Below are 21,548 nucleotides of genomic sequence, written 5' to 3' on the forward strand. Positions count from 1 at the left end.
GGGCCGCAGCCAACGAACATCTCCGGCAGAACCGGCGGATTACGGCGCAAGCGCCTAATCCGCCCTACGCATAAACAACGCCGTCAGAGTACCAATCCTGCGAATTTCTAAGACCGGTTATGGCACTTTCCAGACTCCCATCTGCTAACAGACTGCGACAAGGTCCCGGCGGGAGAGAACAACAAGTCAACGACGAAATTGGGTCGGCTTCTCTATTTCGTAAAACCCATCCGTGATAGTCTCAAGCTTCTCTTCCACAATTTTCTGAGCATCGTAAATCCCGCGATTGTAAAAAAAAGGCCCCACTTCCTCAGTAAAAAAATCCAACAGAAACTCAGCGTCAAACTGCTTGATATCCTGATCCAACTCTTCGCTGAAATACAGTTTGATCTTCTTGACCAGAATATCCTTTTCATCCCGACTGAATTCGATATCAGACATAACGGTAAACTCCCGTACCCAACAAATTAGTCCAAGATCACATGTGGCAAAAAGCGGGACAAATCCTGCGTAATCAAACTGCGATCCTCCCGTACAGAAAGACCCGCCGCTTCACCATCCACCAACCAGGAACCAATCAACGTATGACTACCCTCGAACTCCGGCAACGGCGAGTATGCCTGCACCACATAACCCTCCTCGCCATAGGGACCGTCAGATACCTCTACCTCACGACCGTCGATATGGATACTGACATTGGCACCCTCCCGCGCAAAAATCGGCTTCTTCACATACCGAGTTAGGCCACTGCCCTGCAACTCATCCTCGAAAAAGGCGGGCAACAAATTGGGATGATTGGGAAACATCTGCCAGAGCATCGGCAACAGCGCCTTGTTGGAAACGATCGCCTTCCACGCCGGCTCAATCCAATCCACACCGGCCCGGCTCAAAGCATCGCTGTAATTCTCCCGCAGCATAAACTCCCAGGGATAAAGCTTAAACATCCAGCCAATCAACTGATCATCCAGATCCGTAAACTGACCCGACTCAGTTTGACCAATGTCCTCAATGTAAACGAAGCGGGTATCAATGCCTGCCTCACGGGCACAATCCTCCAGATACTGAACCGTACCACGATCTTCCTCGGTATCTTTGCAACAGGAGATATGCAGAACATCACCCAACGCATGGGCGCCGGCCAGAGCTTTAAAGCGTTCAATCAGTTTTTCCTGCAGCGAATTAAACTGATCCACATGCGATGGCAAAGAGCCATCAGCAATCTTGTCTTCCAACCACAGCCACTGCCAAAAACCCGTCTCATAGAGACTGGTAGGCGTATCCGCATTGTTTTCCAGCAGCTTCGCGGGGCCGTGGCCGTTATAGGCCAGGTCCAGACGGGAATAGAGAGTTTTATCGCCTCTTTTCCAGGACTGCTGAATCCAGTCCCAGTGATTTTCAGGGATCTGGAAGCGGCGCATCAACACTTCGTCACCAATCACCCGGTCGACCACCTGAAGACACATCTGGTGCAACTCCTCGGTGGGTTCCTCAAGATCCTTTTCAATTTGCTCCAGCGTAAATTGATAGTAGGCAGACTCGTCCCAATAGGGTTCACCATACATGGTGTGAAAGTGGAAGCCGAATTCCTGCGCTTGCTGCTGCCAGCTATCCCTCTCTCGGGTGACTTTACGCTGCATAACTAGCCCCCGAAGCTGCCCTTGGAGAAACCGCCGCTGCTGCTTCTCGCTTTCGACGCCACCATACTCCCAAATCCACCTCTGGAGATTGTGCGCTTAACGGTGGGTTTGGGGGCAAACGCCGACTTGCTGACTTTGGTGCGGCCAAAGCGATGGCTGCCATAAAGCCGGCCATCGGCACCCGCCCACTTACGATAGAGCGGAGAACGTCGGGAATAGGAGGTGTACAGCGGAGCGACGAGATAGTCATCGTCGTCATCAAATTCGGTACCAAACAAAAAACCACCCATAGCGGGCATATACCAGTCGTCCCCTTCGGGGGATTGATAGGGTACGCAGTTATCCACGCCGAATTCTGCTTCGCAGGAGTATTCACGTCGGTATTTCGGCGAGGTTCGGGCGGACTGCTCCAAGGCTCGATAGTATGCCCCCTCGCAAGCGCTTTCGAAAACAGGGTTATCTGCCACGCATTGGGCCACATCGCGATAGATTTGGGCCTCTCGGCCGCCGCTGCAGCCCACCATGGTCGCCGCCACAACCGCCAAGGCAAGAGGCTTAAGCCCCCTGCCCGGCCCGATTTTGCGCATGCGCTGAAGATTGATGGATCGAGTTCGTTTCACGGGCGATCCCTCCTCAGTAAGTCATACAGGCGGCATTAAGCAGCCCCACAGCGATGGATGTACCACCTAGCACAATACCGGCAGAAACCTCATTGTTATTAATACGCTCCACCAGCTGAGGCATAAACAGCAATCGAACCATGGCGAACGCCAGAATCTGAGCGACCAGTGCAATGCCTCCCCAAATGGCGAAATCCACCAGAGACACCGAGTTGGCTGCCGCGCTGGCCAGCGCCAGGGCGAAACCGATCACCGCACCGATAAATCCGGTAGCCGCCGCCACGTTCTGTTCATCCCTGACCAGTTTCCATTCGTCATGGGGGGTCACCAGTGCATAGATAAACTTGAACACCAGTAACAGCGCGATAGCAACGGCAAAGTGAAGGGCGAAGCTGGTAAAACCCAGCAGGGATTCCCGGATCATGTCCATATGAGTTACCTTTCTGTGGAATAAACGGTTGTAGAGGAAAACATTGCAGCGGAATCAGGCACCGGACAGTCGATTCCAATCCACGTGGTTGATTCGTTCATCGGCGATATAGTACAGCGTACTGCCGGGTTTGATCAGCGTATTCAAACGCGGATTGAGTTCGATATTGAAGTGACCGTCTTCAGATACGCCAATCAGAGTGGCATCATAGTGACGCTTGAGACTCTCGAAAATCGTTTCCACCGACATTTCGCCCGCGCCTTCGTAGCGCACGGAATACTGGGTCATTCCCACATCCACGTTCAAGAGCTGGTGGTGCAATTCGCTGGAGCCTGGATCCATAGCGGATTTGGCCAGCATCTCGACAGCAACGGAGGGCATACACTCTACATTGGGGCAATGTTGCTTCAACAGCTTGCCCAGTTTTTCGTCTTCGAAGTAAGCAATGATATGAGCGTCAGGGTTGCGACTGGCCACGTACAACGCCGTGGTCATGGTGACGTCGTCTTCCGGGTTATCGATAATGATACATCCCGCTTTTTCAATGGCTGCACGATCCATTTCTTCATCGTTACTGAAGCTGGTCACTTTGACGAAACCGATGATATCAGGCATGGGGTTTTCAATCTCGGCCCGCACACAGAGGGCCACCTTCTGGTCCTCCTCGTAGTACTCGATTTCTCGCAGCAGCAGACGTAGCAATTGCAGTGTACGCCCGTCATTCCAACCGATCACCAGAATGTGGTTGTTGTAATTCAGGCTTTTCAAACCCTGCACCCCCTTGCGCCATTGAAAAGAAACATAAGCGGCCAGCCGCCCCACAGCGAGACCAAACAGCCCTAACCCAACCGGAATGACAAACAGGCCCGTCACCAGTCTGCCTTCAGGTGTCACCGGCGACAGGTCTCCGTATCCGACGGTCGAGGCCGTGACGACTATCCAATACAGAAAATCCGGGCTGTCCACCAGCGCGGACTCACCGCACAGACTCAGCAGACTCCAGCTGCCAATCAAATAGATCAGCAGCGCCAGCACAATAGTGTGCCAACGCATATCCATAAAATGTTTCAGTAGCAGTTTGCGGAGCTTATTAAAAACAGGCATGTCGATGGCCAGCAGCGGGAATACCGGAGACTGTCTGGCAAAGTTGATCTCCCTTCGGACGTGCCGGCAATATACAATAATTTGCCGGTTCCTTTCATCCCTAAAGGTTCAACAAGAGCAAGTTAGGAGGACGTGTGACGCGCTGGATTGATAGGACAGGCGGAGATGGAGGGCTCCACCTCAGTCCACACAGCACTCAATCTTCCAGCTGAAAACTGAGACCGGCGTTTGCCTGGAGACGATCAATCAAAGCGTCCCCCAGCGCCGACGCCGGCGTCCAGATACCACCACTGGCCAGGTCTGGATTCTTAAGCAGACACACCGCGCTTTCGGCGATCATCTTGCAGGTAGAGCCGTAGCCCGGATCCCGATCACCTTTGACGCTGGCCAGGAGAGTTTCCCCTGCGGCCGTTGAGCCGGCAAACAGCACATCGTAGAAGCCGGTTTCCCGTTCTTCTTTGCTGGGTCCTTCACCCGGCTTGCGGCTACTTTCACTGAAGGATTTGTCTTCCATCACCGCCTTGGCCATGGCTTCGCCCTTTTCACCCGGACCGGTCAGCATCATTTCGTCGTAGACAAATTCCTCACCGTACTGGTGCTTAAGCAGATAATTGGAACGATGAATATTCTTGGTATTGATGGTGGCCATCATAAAGGGCGCTGACCAGCTGCCCAGATCGTCATCATGGACCGGCTCCATACCTGAAGGTTGCTCGGGTCCCTTGAAGGATTGTGTCAGCGAAAACGGGTTCATCAGGCGTTCGACCAAACCGGGAGTTTTGGCCGCGGCGGCCATGGTGGCCTGAAAGCTGGCCAGGGTACCCCCGGAGAAGGTGCCCTTCATGCCGCGCACCCGCCCTTTCACCCGTGTTACAGGCTTGCCGATCTTTTCCTGAGCGGCCCGTTGCAGGTAGTAGACACCAAGGTCAAACGGCACTGAATCAAAACCACAGGAGAAGACAATGCGCGCCCCGGTTGCCGCTGCCCGATCGCTATAGGCGGCGATCATTTCGTACATCCAGCCGGGTTCACCGCAGAGATCCACGTAGTCCGTGCCTTCCTCAGCACAAGCCCTGACCAGATCAGTACCATACAGCTGATAGGGGCCGACGGTGGTTAAAACAACCTCAGCACTGGCTGCCAGAGCGTCAATTGAGGCCGGATCGCCTGCATCGGCGACAACCAGTGGAACATTGGCTGCAATGCCCATCTCATCACGTACCGCCTCCAGCTTTTCTTGACTGCGGCCGGCCATGGCCCACCTGACGTCACCTTCAACGCCGTATTGGTTGTTCAGGTACTCACAAACCAGGCGACCGGTGTATCCGGTCGCACCGTAAACGATAATTCCATATTCACGGGACATAATCGGGACTCTCCATTGGTCTCAGGACAAAGCACAAAATACGCGTTTACCCCTATGTCGTCCAGACTCAGAATCGACTCGGCAGTCACAGACTGCAGACGACATGGACGTAAACACCGCAGCTTCGGCTTTGATTACTGTAGCAGCTCCTTCAGATACTCCCCGGTGCGGGAACGTTTTCGCTTGCAGATCGTTTCAGGTTTACCCTGAGCCACAACCTTGCCGCCGCCTTTACCGCCTTCCGGCCCCATATCGATAACCCAGTCGGCCTCGGCGACCACGTCCAGATTATGCTCGATCACGATTACGGAGTGGCCGGCATCCACCAAGCGGTGTAGCACCCTAAGCAGCTTCTCGACATCCGCCATATGCAGCCCGACGGTCGGCTCATCCAGCACGTAAAGATTGTGCTGCAGCGGCGCGCGTTCATCTTCCACCAACTGGTCTACCCGAGCCTTGGCCAGTTCGGATACCAGCTTGATGCGCTGAGCTTCTCCTCCGCTGAGCGTGGGGCTTTGCTGTCCCAACGTCAGGTAACCCAAGCCCACATCCTGCAGCAACTTCAAGGGGTGATGGATCTTACTGACGGATTCGAAGAACTCCGTGGCTTCGTCCACGTCCATCGCCAGCACTTCACCAATGTGCTTCTCTTTGTAGCGGACCGTGAGTGTCTCTGAGTTAAAACGCCAACCATGGCACTCCTCGCACTCCACCCGTACATCGGGCAAAAAGCTCATTTCCACCTTGCGCATGCCGTGACCACCACAGGCTTCGCAGCGCCCTTCACCCGTATTAAAGGAGAATCGGCCGGGTTTGTAGCCGCGCAGGCGGGCGTCCACCGTTGCGGCAAAGAGTTTACGAATCTCATCCCAGATACCGATGTAAGTCGCCGGACAGGAACGAGGGGTTTTTCCAATCGGTGTCTGGTCCACCTGCAACACCCGGCGAATGGAATCCCAGCCACTGATTTCCTCACACCCCTGCCACTGCACCTTTTTGCGTGATTTCTTGCCCTCGCCAATGACGTTTTTCAGATTGTTCTGCAACACCCGGTTGATCAGTGTGCTCTTGCCACTGCCGCTGACACCGGACACGACCACCAGCTGACGCAGGGGCACATTCACATCAATGGCTGCCAGATTATTCTCGGACGCCCCGACAATTTGCAATTGCTCCGGTTGCAGGCGCGCCCGCATTTTTTCGTGGCGCAGATCAGGCATGGGATGACGTATAGGCTTGGCGATAAACTGGCCGGTGAGCGACTTCTTGTTATTGGTCAGCTTGCTGAGAGAACCGGTACAGATCACTTCACCTCCATTAACACCCGCCCTGGGACCCATATCGATAATATGGTCCGCTTCGCGAATAGTGTCTTCATCGTGTTCCACCACCAGCACCGTATTGCCCTGCTGCTGCAGTTCGCGCAGTGTATTTATCAAGCGACGATTGTCCCGAGCGTGCAAACCGATGGTGGGCTCATCGAGAATGTAACAAACCCCCTGCAGGTTGGAACCCAACTGCGAAGCCAGGCGAATACGCTGGGATTCACCGCCACTCAAGGTCGGCGCAGAGCGGTCCAGTGTCAGGTAGTTCAGCCCTACCTTGTTGAGAAACGACAGTCTTCCCTGCAGTTCTGTCATCAAATCCCGGGCAATTTCCTGCTCCTGGGGTTTGAGCTTGAGTTTGTTAAACCACTGGCCCGCATCCTCCACCGACATAGCCGCCAGGTCAGCAATGGAGTGATCCCGAAAGGTCACAGCCAGGGCGGTATCGTTAAGCCGCTTGCCTTCACAGTGGCGGCAGCTCTTGTCATCTGCGCCGTCTTCCTGCGGCTGCCATTCCAGCTCTTCGCCGGTCTGCTCTTCGTCAAATCCTTTAATGGTAATACCCGTACCATAGCAACCACCACACCAACCGTGTTTGGAGTTGTAGGAAAACAGCCGCGGATCCAGTTCTTCGAAGCCTGTACCACAACTGGGGCAGGATCGTTCCGTAGAAAACAGGGCATCTTTCGGTTTGCGTCGGCCTTTTGCACTGGTTTCTACAATCACAACACCGTTGCCAAGATCCAGTGCCTGCTCCAGTAACTCCAGCAGCTCGGATTCGTTTTTGCTGCTCACCTGCAGACCGCCGACGGGCAATTCGATACTGTGCTCTTTATAGCGATCAAGCTTGGGCCAGGGATCGGTCGGTAAATAGCTGCCATCCACCCGCAGTTGACCGTAGCCCCGATCCGCCGCCCATTTGGCCAACTCTTTGTATATCCCCTTGCGCGCCACAACCATGGGCGCAAGCAACACGACCTGTTGATTGCGATAGTCCTTCAGCAATCGCGCCAAAATGCCTTCTTTGGTTTGAGGTTCGATAGGAACCTCGCAACCCGGGCAGTGCGCGACGCCAAGCTTTACATAAAGCAGGCGCAGATAGTGATAAATCTCCGTCAGTGTCGCCACCGTACTCTTGCGCCCACCGCGGCTGGTGCGCTGTTCGATCGCTACCGTGGGGGGAATACCATAAATGGTATCCACATCGGGTCGCGAGGCCGGTTGCACAAACTGGCGAGCATAGGCGTTCAGGGATTCCAGATAACGACGCTGTCCCTCACCGAAAACGATATCGAATGCCACGGTACTCTTGCCACTGCCGCTGACGCCGGAAATCACCGTAAACTTATTGCGCGGAATGCTGATGTCGACATTCTTGAGATTGTGCTCCCGGGCGTGGTGCACCGTGATCTGGTTTTTATTGCGGCGAAGGGGTTCCGGCAACTCAAGCCTGGCACTGTGGGCGGTATAACTGGCGGCGGCTTCTCGAACTTCGTTGGTTGCTGCCAGATGCTGGCCCAGTTTCTTGGCCTCACCCTGGCTCAACTGATAGTCGTAAAGCGCATGGGCGGTGTGACCGGCCTCGCCAGTCCTGGCTTGCCTGATCAACTCTGCCGGCGTGCCCTCTGCCACCAGTTGCCCCCCCTGATCGCCCCCCTCCGGGCCCATATCGATAATCCAGTCGGCGGCACTGATGACATCCAAGTTATGCTCAATCACCAGCAGTGAATGCCCGGCGGCAATCAACTGTTTAAAAGCGCCCATCAGGGTGGCGATGTCGTCAAAGTGCAGTCCGGTGGTGGGTTCGTCAAACAGGAACAGGGTTTTATCACCGGATTGCTTGTTCTTGTTGGTATTGTTCTTGGCCAGATGCCCGGCCAGCTTCAGTCGCTGAGCCTCTCCGCCGCTGAGCGTGGGCACGGCCTGCCCCAGCTGAACATATTCCAGCCCCACATCGGACAGCGGCTGCAGGGTCTTGATCACTTCCGGTTGATCGGCAAAAAAGGCCAGCGCTTCAGAAACCGTCATCTCCAGCACATCGGCGATGGACTTGCCCACCTTGGTGCCTGTTCCAAAGACTTTGATCTCAAGGATTTCAGTCCGGTAGCGTTTGCCGTCACAGTCCGGACAGCGCAGGTACACATCGCTGAGGAATTGCATCTCCACATGCTCGAAGCCATTACCGGAACAGGTCGGGCAACGCCCCTTGCCGGAGTTAAAACTGAAAGTGCCCGGCGTGTATTTGCGCTCCTTGGCAACCCGATCCGCCACAAACAGTTTGCGAATCGCATCAAAAGCCCCCACATAGGTGGCGGGGACTGAGCGCGTGGTTTTACCGATAGGACTCTGGTCCACCAGTACCAGATCGTCTATCTGTTTATGCCCCAGTACCGCTTTATGTGCACCCGGCGTTTCTGTGGTTTTGCCTTTGTGTTTGCAGAGGGCCGGATACAATACATCGCGCATCAGGGTGGACTTGCCTGAACCACTCACCCCGGTAATACAAACCAGCTGCCCCAGTGGGATGGAAACATCCACCTGCTTGAGGTTGTGCTCCGCCGCGCCCTGGATTTCGATAACCCCTTGAGGTGCCGTATCGATCTCTCCCTCTGGCGGTGCCACCAGCTTACGACCACTGAGATAATCAGCGGTGAGAGATTTGCGATGACGCAGCAGCGCCTTTGGCGTGCCATAAAAACGGATCTCTCCGCCCAGCTTGCCCGGGCCGGGGCCGATATCCAGCACCCGGTCGGCGGCGAGAATCACCTGGGGATCATGCTCCACCACCAGCAGAGTGTTACCAGCGTCACGCAGCCGGTGCAGGACTTTAATAAGGCGTTCAATATCCCGGGGATGCAGACCGATGCTGGGTTCATCCAGAACAAACAGCGTATTCACCAATGAGGTGCCGAGCGCCGTGGTCAGGTTGATGCGCTGAACTTCGCCGCCGCTCAATGTGCGCGACTGACGATCCAGAGTGAGGTAGCCCAGCCCCACATCCAGCAGAAAGCCCAGTCGCGATCGAATTTCCGTCAATAATAGCTGCGCAGCCTCGTCAAGTGATCCGGGCAGATGCAGCGTTTCAAAAAACGCGGCACATTGCTCCAGTGGCAGCTGCATCAGTTGATGAATGTTGTATCCCGGCAGATGAGATGCTTCGACGGGTTGCCGGCCAAGACGCCACAGCAACGCATCCGGCTTTAGACGGGCACCGTGGCAATCCTGACAGGGCGTGTAGGAACGGTATTTGGAGAGCAGTACCCGCACGTGCATTTTGTACGCCTTGCTTTCCAGCCACTCGAAGAAGCGATTGGCACCAAACCAGACCCCATCGTCCCAATCGCCCTCACCTTCGATTACCCAGCGCTTGTGTTTCTGACTCAGGGATTTCCAGGGTTTATCAATCGGCACTCCACGCTTTTTGGCATATTTGATAAGCGCCTGCTGAATCTCAGCATTAGTAGGTGTCTGCCAGGGTTTGATCGCCCCATCGGCAAGTGATTTACTTTCATCAGGTATCACCAGACCCCAGTCGACGCCAATCACCCGACCAAAACCACGGCAAGTTTCACAGGCGCCAATGGGAGAATTAAAGGAGAACACACTAGGGGTGGGCTCACTGTACTCAATATCACAGCTGGCACAGTGGTGGTGACTCGAAAACCTCAACGCTTCACCCGCTTGCATGGATTCATCCAGGGGGTAAACCAGTACATGTCCATTGCCGTGATGCAGGGCGATCTCCACCGCTTCACTGAGTCGCTCCCGCACCTCTGGCTTGAGCTTAAGACGATCCTGCACCGCCTCGACCCGGGATCGGTCACGCTTGTGAATGCGGGTGTATCCCTGCTGGTTGAGCAGCTGTACCACCTCTTCATCGGTAAAGTTTTCCGGCACTTTGATCGGCAGACACACCATCAGGCGTTGCCCGGTGTGCAGGGTTTCATAGAGATGATTGACGATTCCCTGGGGAGTATCGCTGCGCACCTCTTCATCACAGCCGCGACAGTGCAGGTGCGACAGGCGTGCAAACAGCAACTTCAGGTAGTCATTGAGCTCCGTCATTGTGCCCACGGTGGAGCGGGAGGTCCTCACCGGATTGGTCTGATCAATCGCGATGGCCGGCGGAATACCCAGAATATTGTCCACCGCCGGTTTGTCCATACGGTCAAGGAACTGACGGGCATAGGCTGAAAAGGTCTCGACGTAGCGTCGTTGGCCCTCGGCGTAGATAGTATCGAATGCCAATGTGGACTTGCCCGAGCCACTTACCCCGGTCACCACGATCAGCTCGTTGGTGGGCAATTCTAGATCGAGGTTTTTGAGATTGTTCTGGCGAGCGCCCTTAATGACAATGGATTCCTGGCTCATAACGTCCCTAAAACAAAAGAGTGAAAATCGAGGGTGTAGATTGGTACAGAAGCATTAAAGCTGTACGAATATACAGGAATATCCGCTAAGTTAAAGCCCAATCTTGACCCCAGATCAATAAAGCTCCTGGGGGTGGCCGGCGACGAATTAGAAAGCGGACTCTAATTAGGGGGCGGATTCTAGTTTACTCCCCTATCATGGCCACCAATTCTCCCGACACACTGTCTCAAAACCATCACGAGGACCGGCACCATGGCCACCAAGAAAGCCGCAGAACAGAAAGAAGACACCAAAGAAACCATCTTTGATCGCCTGAACTCCGGCACCGATAAGCTGGAGAACATTGCCAAGCAAATCTGGCTTGCCGGCCTGGGCGCCTATGGACGCTCGTTCGACGAGGTTCAGAACCGTTTCGAGAAGATGAACGATGAAAGCCAGCGCCTGTTTGAAGAACTGGTTGCCCGTGGTGAGAAGTTGCAGGCGGATGCCGAAAAGCGCCTGGACGAAGGCAAGACCGATCTCGATTCCCGTATCGAGAAGCTGAAGCAGTACGCCAAGATGCCCGGTAAGACCGCAGTCAATGACCAGCTGGATGACATCAACAGCAAGCTTGATGACATCAACAAAGAAATCAAGAAAAAGGCGTAAGCTGGCCGCAATTTATTGATTTTTATCGGGGTCGCCAACCTTTCCACATAGCACCCCGATACCCCTGCCCTTTACCCATGCTGAACATGTGGGTACAGTTTCTCCCAGGCTCCAGTCCAGACCTTTTGCATGGCAAGAATAAAAACCAAAGACCTGATACTCGAAGTGGCCCTGCTCCTGTTTAACGAACGGGGGGAACGCCTGGTCACCAGCGTCGATCTGGCCAATGAAATGAACATCAGCCCGGGTAATCTCTATTACCACTTCAAGGGCAAAGAGGAGATTGTCGAGGAACTCTATGCGCGCTTTCACACCAGTCTGGTACTGGTGATCGACAATATGTCCAGCGTCGAGCAGATCACAGCCAAGAGCCTGCTCTCGTACCTTAGCCTGGTGGCCGATATCTTCACACAATATCGCTTTATCACCCAGGATCTGCGCGGCTTGGGAGCCCATTACCCCAATGTCGAGCCTCAAGTGACCAAAGCCTTCAGCCGCCTGCATCGCCAGATCCAGGCCCTGGTGGAACAGCTGCCCAGTCGCGAAGCGACGGCAAGTATCGAAAATTCGGCCAGACTGCTGACCGATAACCTGATCAACACACTGTTGCATGCGGACGTCAGAGAGGTTTTTGCCCCTTCTGAGCCATCTGAAGCAGTCGAATCACCAATCGACATGCACGATCGCCTGCTACTTCAACTGTTGCCGTTTCTGCCACCACAGGACGCGTCCGATAACGCCGCCTGAACAACAACCTACTGATTTTTAAGTAAATTTTCTATTTCCAGGGAAGCCCCCCAATTCCCTAAGGGTTTTATTGTGCTATAGTCCCCAGAACATAAGTAAAACCGCCGAGAATTTCTTCGTATGCGCAAGCTTCAGCGTCAGTTTCTGCTTTCACTGGCGGCCGCGGGACTGTTGAGCATCACTCAGCTGGCCCCCGCCAAATCCATCGATTTCAGTTTCACCAAAGATCAGTCGAAAACCGCCGTCGACATCATCGATAAATTGTCCACCAGGCACTATCGCAATCAGGAGTTTAATGACGAACTGTCCGAGGCGATGCTGGACAAATTCATCTCCAACCTGGACCCCAGCAAGTATTTCTTTTTGCAGAGCGACATCGACCTGTTCGAGAAACGCTACGCCCGCAAGCTGGACGACACTCTAAGTTCGGGGGATTTGGAGCCTGGTCGCCACATCTTTACCACCTATTACGAGCGTGCCCACGAGCGCTTGACCTGGGCCATAGCGCTACTGGAGGGCAACGGCGCCAGCGAGTTTGATTTCAGCCGCCAGGAATCCATTCCCCTGGGAGAGGATAACCAGCGCTGGGCACAGAGCGAACCCGACGCCGACGAGAAATGGCGCAAGCGCATCAAATCCAGCATTCTCAGCCTCAAACTGGCTGACGAAAGCATAGAAGATGCCCAAAAGACTCTCCTGCGGCGCTATAAGAACCAGCTGACCCGCCTGGAACAACAGGATGCGGACGATGTGTTTGAGATCATGATCAACGCCCTGACGTTGCTCTATGATCCCCACACCAGCTATTTGTCTCCACGCACTCTGGAGAACTTTAATATCTCCATGTCTCTTTCCCTGGAGGGAATTGGCGCCGTTTTACAGACCGAGGACGAATTTACCAAGGTAGTGCGCCTGATTACCGCTGGCCCCGCCTCCAAGCAGGGTGAGCTGAAACCGGCTGATAAGATCGTTTCAGTGGGCCAGGGGCCTGAAGGCGAGATGGTTGACGTGATCGGATGGCGCCTCGACGAGGTGGTCAAACTGATCCGAGGCCCCAAAAACACCGTTGTGCGCCTGAGTGTGATTCCCGCGGATTCCGGAGATAACAGCATACGCAAGGAAATCCGCATCAATCGAGGCAAGGTCAAGCTTGAAGAGCAGGCCGCCAAAAAAGGCATTATCGAACTCAGTGATGGCGAAGAAGTGTTCAAGCTGGGCGTGATTAACGTACCTGCTTTCTACATCGACTTTGAAGCCTATCGACGCCGGGATCCCAACTTCAAGAGCACCACAACTGATGTTCTGCGCCTTTTGAAAGAACTGGAGCAGGAAAACATTGATGGCCTTATCGTCGATTTGCGCAATAACGGCGGCGGTTCGCTGCAGGAAGCCACTACCCTGACGGACCTGTTTATCGACCAGGGGCCGGTGGTACAGATACGCCAGACCAGCCAGACCATCTCCCGCAATTACCGATCCCGCCGTCGTGCCGCCTATCGTGGGCCCCTGGTGGTGCTGACCAACCGCTTGAGCGCCTCGGCCTCGGAGATTTTTGCGGGTGCTATACAGGATTACAAACGTGGCCTGATCGTAGGCACCCAATCGTTCGGCAAGGGCACGGTGCAGTCCCTGACCCCGGTCTATTCCGGGCAACTGAAGATTACCGAGTCCAAGTTCTATCGCGTCTCCGGCGACAGCACCCAGCACCGTGGTGTCATTCCCGATGTGAACTTCCCATTCCTGGTGGACGCTGAAGAAGTGGGCGAAAGCTCTTACGACACCGCCCTGCCCTGGGACCAGATTCATCCGGTACCACACGAAGCCTACTTTAATTTTGAGGGTATCCTGAAGGAAGTGAAGCGTCGCCACGAAGGACGAAAGGCAGAAGACCCGGACTTTGTCTACCTCAATCAACAGGTGACCCACTTGCGCAGCACCAAGGATCAAACCGAGCTGTCACTCAATGAGAAGGTTCGCCGGGAACAGCAGGTTGACCGCCGCTCTCGCGCACTGGCTATTGAGAATTCCCGTCGTGAAGCCAAGGGGCTGGAACCCTTTCTGACCTCCGAAGCCTGGGAAAAGGATTCCTCGGATCGCAGTGCGGAACAGTCCGCGGCGCCGCCAAGCGAAGACCTGGATACCGACAACGACGCCCTGTTGGCGGAAGCAGGCTATATCCTGATCGACATGCTGAATCTGCTGGAAAAACAGCCACCTGATCAAGTGGCTGATTTCTAAAAGCGATTCAGCCCACCGAAAAGGCCAGCCCACGCTGGCCTTTTTTGTGACCTTTTCTTATGCTACGCGGCTTCCATCTTCAAAGGGAATTTCCATGGTCGTCGTCTCTTTTAACGTCAACAGTTTGCGCATGCGCCTTCACCAACTGCAGCAAGTCATCGATACCCACCAGCCGGACTTTATCGGCCTGCAGGAAACCAAGGTTCAGGATCAGGACTTTCCACTGGAAGAAGTGGAAGCCATGGGGTATCACGTGATCTACCATGGGCAGAAAACCCACTATGGGGTTGCTACACTCAGCAAGCACCCTATTTTATCCAGCCAAAAAGGTTTTCCCAATGATGATGATGAGGCCCAGAAACGCTTTATCGCCGTCACCTGTGAATCGCCTCTGGGCGGGGAAATCACCGTGATCAACGGCTATTTTCCCCAGGGCGAGGCCATTGATCACCCCACCAAGTTCCCAAACAAGCGTGATTTTTATGCCTCGCTGCAGGATTACCTGAACGACAATCACGATCCCAGCGAGCAGATCGTGGTACTTGGCGATATGAATATCTCACCCACCGATCTCGATATCGGCATTGGTGAGGACAACCGCAAACGCTGGTTGCGCACCGGCAAATGCAGCTTCCAGCCTGAGGAGCGGGAGTGGTTGCAGCGGCTGGAAGGCTGGGGCCTGACGGACAGTTTCCGGGCCCTGAATCCGGACACCGATGACCTGTACAGCTGGTTCGACTATCGCAGCAAGGGTTTTGATCGCGAGCCAAAGCGCGGGCTGCGTATTGACTTGATCATGCTGACGCAGTCGCTAATGCAACGCTGCTCTGACGCCGGTGTCGATTACGACGTGCGGGCGATGGAGAAACCTTCTGATCACGCCCCTATCTGGAGCCGTCTGGATTAAGGCCTGTTTCACTAGTGTCGTGAGTCTGAAGTTCTTTGAATTAATTTCAAAGCCAAAAATTAGAGAACAAGGCGGCTGGACGCAGGCGTAGTGGTGCTACGTCAAGTTCAGCCAACACCGTTATCTGATTTTTTGGCGAAGGAATTTTTCAACGAACTTCGGATTCACGACACTAGACAGGGCCTTCCGCGGTGCTGATCTTGTTGTTGATAACGACAGGTTCAGCGCCATCTTCCTCAGCACCACCCAGCCACCGCAACAACAGCGTCTCCAACACCTCATAGCGGACCGGTTTGGCCAGATAGTCATCCATACCGGAGGCAAAACACAGGGACTGATCACCGTCATTGGTGTGAGCCGTCATGGCAATAACGGGAATATGCTCATCCTCGCCGGCTTCCTGTTCCAGCTGCCGAAGCTGACGTGTGGCTTCAAATCCATCCATTTCCGGCATCTGACAGTCCATCAGAATCAGATCCACGCCGCCTTTCTTCACTTCGCACAAGGCCTCCATGCCATTGCCCGCAATACGCACGCTATAGCCCAGTTTCTTCAGCATGCCCTCGGCCACCATTTGATTTACCCGATGATCATCAACCAGCAGCACCTCGCGCTGTTGATCACAGACGCCAATGCCTTCGCTGTCACTGCCGCCCTTCAGCATGGGCTTACCCAGCACGGCATGGGTAATCAGGTCGTGCATGCTCTGGCGAATAAACGGCCGATAGTGATGCACAATGTGGCTGTTGCCATCAATCAGTTGCTGCAATTGGGGGTGGTTGAGGTGATTGTGTGAGAGCAACAGCAATTGAGGAATATCGCGGAACAACTCGTGATCCAGCAGGCTCCTGGAAAAGTCGAGGCAGGTGTCACAATCCTTGGCCAGATTAATCAGAATCAGGTCAGGCCTGTCACCTTTTGCGGCCAATCTCTCCAATGTCTCTTGAGTATCATCGATTGAGCCACCCCGGATCAGATCCAGCCCCCAGTCCTCCATCTCCCGGAAGTGCTGCGGCGCCAGCTCCAATCCAAAATCGACCATCAATACACGCTTACCGCGCAGCTTGGGGTGTGCATTCAGGCTGGACGCCTGCTGGCCCGCCACCTTCAATGGCAGCCACAATTGATACTGGGTTTCCCGCCCTGGTACCGTCTCGATCTCAATGCTGCCACCCATACACTCTGCCAACCCCTTACAGATGGTCAACCACAGACCCGTAGCCCGGGTGGTTACGTCGTCTTCCGTCTCTTCAGAGCCGTTGGGTGCCGACTGAGCGGAGCTGTGGCGATCCACCAGATTGATCTCCAGCAGCCCTCCTTTATCACTGTCTTTCTTAAAGTCGATATCGGCAAATACCATGCCCTGTTCCGAAAACTGGATGGCATTGCCCAACATGTTTTTGACAATCTGGCCCATCCGACCCGCATCGCCTCTGGCACGCAGCGGGAAACCTGCCGCAATTCGATAGTCAAGCTCCACCCCTTGCTGATGGGCATCTACCGACATATCGGACAACCAGGCCTCAATCTGGGAACGCAGATTGAACACGCTGTGATCCAGTACCAGCTTGCGATTGCTGATACGGGAGAAATCCACAATATTGTTCACCAGGTCCAGCTGGCGTTCACCGGCGGTCTGGGCAAGTTTTAGCAGCTCTTGCTGGTGACTCTCGAGTTTGCTGTCTGTCAGCAACGACAGTCCGCCAAGAATGTCGTTGAGTGAGGTTCGGAACTCATGCCCCAGATTGATCAGAAACTGGGAACTCAGATCCACTGAGGCATCGCTGTCGCGTTTCTCAACCTCTAGGGCCCGCGCTTTCTGCGTCAGCGCATAATTGGCTTCCAGGCGCTGCCAGTAGGTGCTGCAGAGTACCTCCACCTGGTGGAACATCATGATCACGAATACCAGCATCATTAGGCTGTACATATAGCCTTCGAAGCCACCGACATAGGCCCCGGCAATGACTGGGGGCAGCAGGGTAATAGAGAGGTAAACCTGGCTAAAACGTTTATAGGGGGCCGTGACCTGCACCGTGGAGGCAAAGAAAATGACGGTGTAAAACCAGAGAATCGGGGTTTCCGCAACAATACCCAGAACCAGGGTGAAGGACACCAGGATCACACTCCACCAGGCCGCCCCCAGCAAGGTCACAACAAAAAAGCGGTTGCGCCACCGGCACGGCCCACTGGCGTAGAGCGTATCAAAGCGAACCAGAAAATAGCCCCGCAGAAGCGCAAACAGGATCAGCCCGACGGTCAGCGCCACTGCCACATTGGGAGCCATTACGCTCATATAACCGGTAGACAGGCAAAGCAGATAGGCCAGGACGTTGACGATGACCCCGCGGCGGCTGTACTTTGCCATGCGTTCGTCGGTTTCACGCATGATGGTCCGATCTTTCTGTACCTTGCCCTGGGCCTCAAATAGCTTCACACGTCACCTGCCTGCTGTGGGGTTATATCCATACTTTTCTAAGGATTATAGTCCTTTCAATGTCAATAGAAAGCACTTGAGGTTATCCATAATTATTTAATAGAAACAATAGATTACGGAATAATAGTGATGTGAATTCTAGCTATTTGTTGACCACTTCCACCAGCACGGTCTTGATCAGGAACCCCAGCAGCCCCAAACCCAGCGCAGTAAACAGGATAAACGTGCCAAAGCGGCCGGCTTTGGACTGCTTGGCGAGATCCCACATGATAAAGGTCATATAGGCAATCAAGCCGCCCACGCCCAGGATCAGCGACCAGTTTTCAAAGGTTTCAATATCCACAGCTACCTCAGGGAATACATAAGATTGTGCCTACAGAAGGAGCACCGCTCCCGCCACTTGTACTCTTATTAGAGTATCCTTGGCTCTCGCGGAATACCGTACGTCCTGTACATAAAAAAGCCGGCAATTATGCCGGCTTTTCAGACATCGATCAAAGATCGATTTACAGCTGGCCTTCCAGCTCAGGAACCGCGTCAAACAGGTCAGCAACCAGACCATAGTCTGCAACCTGGAAGATAGGTGCCTCTTCGTCTTTGTTGATGGCTACAATGACTTTACTGTCCTTCATACCCGCCAAGTGCTGGATAGCACCGGAGATGCCCACAGCGATGTACAGATCAGGGGCCACGATCTTGCCCGTCTGCCCTACCTGCATGTCATTGGGCACGAAGCCGGCGTCAACAGCAGCACGGGAAGCGCCAACGGCGGCACCCAGCTTGTCTGCCACCTTGTACAGCATCTCGAAGTTGTCGCCGTTCTGCATGCCGCGACCACCGGAGATAACGATGCCGGCAGCGGTCAGTTCAGGACGATCGCTGACAGCCAGCTCTTCACCCACAAAACTGGAGATGGCGGCGTCAGTGGCGGAGCCCAGTGCCTCAACAGCAGCGGAACCGCCTTCAGCGGCAACGGCGTCAAAGGCAGTACCACGAACGGTGATCACCTTGATCGCATCGGAGCTCTGCACCGTGGCGATGACGTTACCCGCGTATACAGGACGCTTAAAGGTGTCAGCGCTTTCAACAGAAATGATGTCAGAGATGGCCTGAACATCCAGCAATGCCGCAGCGCGAGGGGCAATGTTCTTACCGTTGGAAGTAGCGGGAGCCAGGATATGGGTATAGCTCTTGCCGATTTCAGCCACCAGCAGAGCCACGTTTTCGGCCAGCTGGTTAGTGTAAGCAGCGTTGTCGGCAACCAGAACCTTGGCTACGCCATCGATTTTGGCGGCAGCTTCGCCAGCAGCGGCGCAGTCAGCACCCGCAACCAGAACGTCAACATCGCCGCCGATGGCCTTGGCGGCCGCAACGGTGTTCAGGGTAGCGCCTTTGATGGAGGCGTTATCGTGTTCAGCAATGACCAGAATGCTCATGAGATTACCTTCGCCTCGTTCTTCAGTTTGTCGACCAGTTCAGCAACGTCAGCTACCTTGATGCCAGCTTGACGCTCGGCAGGCGGCTCAACCTTGAGGGTCTGGACGCGAGGAGCGGCATCCACACCCAGCTCTTCGGGAGTGGTGGTATCCAGAGGCTTCTTCTTCGCCTTCATAATGTTCGGCAGAGACGCATAGCGTGGCTCGTTCAAACGCAGGTCAGTGGTTACAATGGCTGGCAGGTTCAGCTCAACAGTCTGCAGACCGCCGTCGATTTCACGGGTTACCTTGACTTTGCCGTCGCCCATTTCAACCTCAGAGGCGAAAGTACCCTGAGCCATGCCAGTCAGTGCACCCAGCATCTGGCCAGTCTGGTTGTTGTCACCGTCGATAGACTGTTTGCCCATAATGATCAGATCGGGGCTTTCTTTGTCAACAATGGCCTTGAGGCACTTAGCGACAGCCAGTGGCTGCAGCTCAGCGTCGGTCTCAACCAGGATACCGCGATCGGCGCCCAGAGCCATGGCTGTGCGGATTTGCTCCTGAGACTGCTTGGGCCCCATGGAAACAGCCAGAATTTCGGTAGCAACGCCCTTTTCCTTCAGTCGAACGGCTTCTTCGACAGCAATTTCACAAAAGGGGTTGATGGACATTTTGGCGTTGGCGATATCAACGTCGGTGCCGTCGGACTTGGGACGCACTTTGACGTTGTAATCAACGACACGTTTAACTGCAACAAGAATCTTCATGGATTTCCCATTCGCTTATCTGTTAAGGATTGAACCGGAAAAAGCCCGGCATTCCATGGCTCGAAAGCCTGACCCGGCCCCTTTGACAAGGCTCTAACGGTCGTTTTGAGCGGGCCGATATACTGACTCTTTCACCCCCCGAAATCAACCGATTGGCAAATTCGGCGGCGAAGGTCACTGACGCATAGGGCTCGCCAAACGGCGGAATAACTGGCATCCCGACCATTTATCAGTAAACAGCTTAAACCGCCTTAGGGTGAGCCGGATCACCCCCGAGGGTGAAATTGGGGTGAAATTAAGACTAGCCGAGCTATCTGGAATTGCAAAACCACCTAAATTTGCCCGAGCCGAAACCAGCTGCCGGCACTGTGAACGCGCATCCATTCGCGGCCCTGCTCGTCGGTCTCCAGCTCGCTGAGTTCCACCAGCTCATAGAACACATTGCGATTGAGTAATCCCGGCAAGTTTCGATATACAGTCGCCATTGGCCGGGGCTCGCCGCTGTCAGCGTGGGAAACCTCCAGCGGGTTGGCCTCGCTCAGCAACACCTCATGACCGGTGTTGGTTGTTAACACCAGGCCCTGGTGCTCTCCCTGCTGCTCCAGCCTGAGCCCCACAAACACAAAAGGGGCTTGGTCCACTTGAATCCGCCATTTTTCCACCGGCGTCACCAGGAAATAGTCGTCACCCTCGCGCTTGAGAATGGAGGAAAACATTTTCACCATGGACTGGCGCTCAATTTTGCCGCCCTGGTAATACCACTGCCCTTCCCGATCGATACGCATATCGAGGTCGCCATTGCAGTCAGGGGTCCACTTTTCAACGGGAGGCAGTTTGTTTTCGTAGTCGCGTTGCAGCTGCTGAATGGAATCCAGCAAAGAATCGGGGGGGGTACTCATGAACACCTTCTCAAAATAAGGGACGGACTCTAATCAGGAATCAAGGCCTGGCCGCCTGATTGGCCCTTAAAGAACGGGCATAGAGTTCAAAGCCCGCGCTCAGCAGCGATTCGGGTCGTTGGCCGCTCATATTGAGCCAGCTGCCTTTGGCGCTGATAATGGACACATCCATCACATCGCCGCTCATCACATCATAAACGACGATCTTCAGCTCTGCGCGATCACCGCCCATGCCAGCCAGGGACTCCAGATCATCTTCCAGATCGAGCCAGGAATCCAGCCGATTCTCCATATCCAGCAAGGTGGGTACAAGCAGGAAATCGGCTTGCCGCTCCCTGGCCAGGCGCAGATTGTCAGCGAGAGAATGGGGATCCAATGCAACCTCCACCCCTGCAAAATGACGCTCAAGGGAACCGCTAAAATGAGACTGCAATCGGGTGCGCAGTGATCTGGAATAAGTCAGTTGCGCCGGATAGGCCAAATAGAGGTGGGAGTGATCAGATAACGTCCAGTAACGACGGGTATGGAGCTGAAATTGATCCGCCAATCCCAGCGACGGGCCTTTGGAAAAACCGGGAGCTACACAGCCTGTCATTATCGGCACCAACAACGAAAGCCCAATACCTGCGAATACCGC

At 54.5% G+C, this 21,548-nt stretch carries 17 protein-coding genes; 4 read left to right on the forward strand and 13 right to left on the reverse strand.

Going from position 1 to position 21,548, the window contains the following annotated elements; all coding sequences use genetic code 11:
• Positions 1-186: 186 nt before the first annotated feature.
• The 7 genes from HBA55_RS15965 to uvrA all read right to left on the reverse strand — a co-directional run bounded on the left by HBA55_RS15965 (position 187) and on the right by uvrA (position 10,853).
• Complete coding sequence (locus HBA55_RS15965; RefSeq protein ID WP_166993490.1) at positions 187-441, reverse strand: DUF2164 domain-containing protein; 255 nt, start codon at positions 439-441, stop codon at positions 187-189.
• A gap of 26 nt (positions 442-467) precedes the next feature.
• The gene (locus HBA55_RS15970) at positions 468-1,637 is read right to left on the reverse strand and encodes a glutathionylspermidine synthase family protein (RefSeq protein ID WP_166993492.1); all 1,170 of its coding nucleotides are present in this window, start codon (positions 1,635-1,637) and stop codon (positions 468-470) included.
• 2 nt (positions 1,638-1,639) lie between these two features.
• Positions 1,640-2,257 (reverse strand): DUF1190 domain-containing protein, encoded by a 618-nt coding sequence (locus HBA55_RS15975; RefSeq protein WP_166993494.1) that lies wholly within the window; start codon positions 2,255-2,257, stop codon positions 1,640-1,642.
• A gap of 13 nt (positions 2,258-2,270) precedes the next feature.
• Positions 2,271-2,687: a DUF350 domain-containing protein gene (locus tag HBA55_RS15980; RefSeq protein WP_166993496.1), complete on the reverse strand. Its 417-nt coding sequence runs from the start codon at positions 2,685-2,687 to the stop codon at positions 2,271-2,273.
• 54 nt (positions 2,688-2,741) lie between these two features.
• Positions 2,742-3,791 carry a potassium channel family protein gene (locus HBA55_RS15985; protein ID WP_166993498.1) on the reverse strand — a complete coding sequence of 350 codons (1,050 nt, stop codon included), beginning with the start codon at positions 3,789-3,791 and terminating at the stop codon, positions 2,742-2,744.
• 196 nt (positions 3,792-3,987) lie between these two features.
• Complete coding sequence (locus HBA55_RS15990; RefSeq protein WP_166993500.1) at positions 3,988-5,157, reverse strand: saccharopine dehydrogenase family protein; 1,170 nt, start codon at positions 5,155-5,157, stop codon at positions 3,988-3,990.
• 134 nt (positions 5,158-5,291) lie between these two features.
• Positions 5,292-10,853 (reverse strand): excinuclease ABC subunit UvrA, encoded by a 5,562-nt coding sequence (gene uvrA, locus HBA55_RS38205; protein ID WP_166993502.1) that lies wholly within the window; start codon positions 10,851-10,853, stop codon positions 5,292-5,294.
• Positions 10,854-11,105: 252 nt separating this feature from the next.
• Between uvrA and HBA55_RS16000 the strand changes: the two genes are divergently transcribed.
• From HBA55_RS16000 to xthA, 4 genes are all read left to right on the forward strand, one after another.
• Positions 11,106-11,501 carry a phasin family protein gene (locus tag HBA55_RS16000; protein ID WP_166993504.1) on the forward strand — a complete coding sequence of 132 codons (396 nt, stop codon included), beginning with the start codon at positions 11,106-11,108 and terminating at the stop codon, positions 11,499-11,501.
• 129 nt (positions 11,502-11,630) lie between these two features.
• Positions 11,631-12,248: a TetR/AcrR family transcriptional regulator gene (locus tag HBA55_RS16005; protein WP_166993506.1), complete on the forward strand. Its 618-nt coding sequence runs from the start codon at positions 11,631-11,633 to the stop codon at positions 12,246-12,248.
• A 120-nt stretch (positions 12,249-12,368) separates the two neighbouring features.
• On the forward strand, positions 12,369-14,486 hold the full coding sequence (locus HBA55_RS16010) for a carboxy terminal-processing peptidase (protein WP_166993508.1): 2,118 nt from the start codon (positions 12,369-12,371) through the stop codon (positions 14,484-14,486).
• A 94-nt stretch (positions 14,487-14,580) separates the two neighbouring features.
• A complete protein-coding gene (gene xthA / locus HBA55_RS16015; protein WP_166993510.1) occupies positions 14,581-15,393 on the forward strand; it encodes an exodeoxyribonuclease III in 813 nt (270 codons plus the stop codon).
• Between the two features lie 172 nt (positions 15,394-15,565).
• Here xthA and HBA55_RS16020 read toward each other — a convergent pair whose 3' ends face one another.
• The 6 genes from HBA55_RS16020 to HBA55_RS16045 all read right to left on the reverse strand — a co-directional run bounded on the left by HBA55_RS16020 (position 15,566) and on the right by HBA55_RS16045 (position 21,506).
• Entirely contained in the window at positions 15,566-17,827 is a 2,262-nt protein-coding gene (locus HBA55_RS16020) for a response regulator (protein WP_166993512.1), read from the reverse strand.
• Positions 17,828-17,969: 142 nt separating this feature from the next.
• Positions 17,970-18,170, reverse strand: a complete 201-nt coding sequence (locus tag HBA55_RS16025; protein ID WP_166993514.1) for a DUF2788 domain-containing protein — start codon at positions 18,168-18,170, stop codon at positions 17,970-17,972.
• A gap of 163 nt (positions 18,171-18,333) precedes the next feature.
• A complete protein-coding gene (locus HBA55_RS16030; protein ID WP_166993516.1) occupies positions 18,334-19,263 on the reverse strand; it encodes an electron transfer flavoprotein subunit alpha/FixB family protein in 930 nt (309 codons plus the stop codon).
• Positions 19,260-20,012, reverse strand: a complete 753-nt coding sequence (locus HBA55_RS16035) for an electron transfer flavoprotein subunit beta/FixA family protein (RefSeq protein WP_166993518.1) — start codon at positions 20,010-20,012, stop codon at positions 19,260-19,262. The genes HBA55_RS16030 and HBA55_RS16035 overlap by 4 nt, the downstream gene beginning before the upstream one ends.
• Before the next feature lie 332 nt (positions 20,013-20,344).
• Complete coding sequence (locus HBA55_RS16040) at positions 20,345-20,911, reverse strand: DUF1285 domain-containing protein (protein ID WP_166993520.1); 567 nt, start codon at positions 20,909-20,911, stop codon at positions 20,345-20,347.
• 40 nt (positions 20,912-20,951) lie between these two features.
• A complete protein-coding gene (locus HBA55_RS16045; RefSeq protein ID WP_166993522.1) occupies positions 20,952-21,506 on the reverse strand; it encodes a DUF4823 domain-containing protein in 555 nt (184 codons plus the stop codon).
• Positions 21,507-21,548: the final 42 nt, after the last annotated feature.

It is taken from the genome of Pseudomaricurvus alkylphenolicus (genome assembly GCF_011683955.1).
Lineage (GTDB): Bacteria > Pseudomonadota > Gammaproteobacteria > Pseudomonadales > Cellvibrionaceae > Pseudomaricurvus > Pseudomaricurvus alkylphenolicus.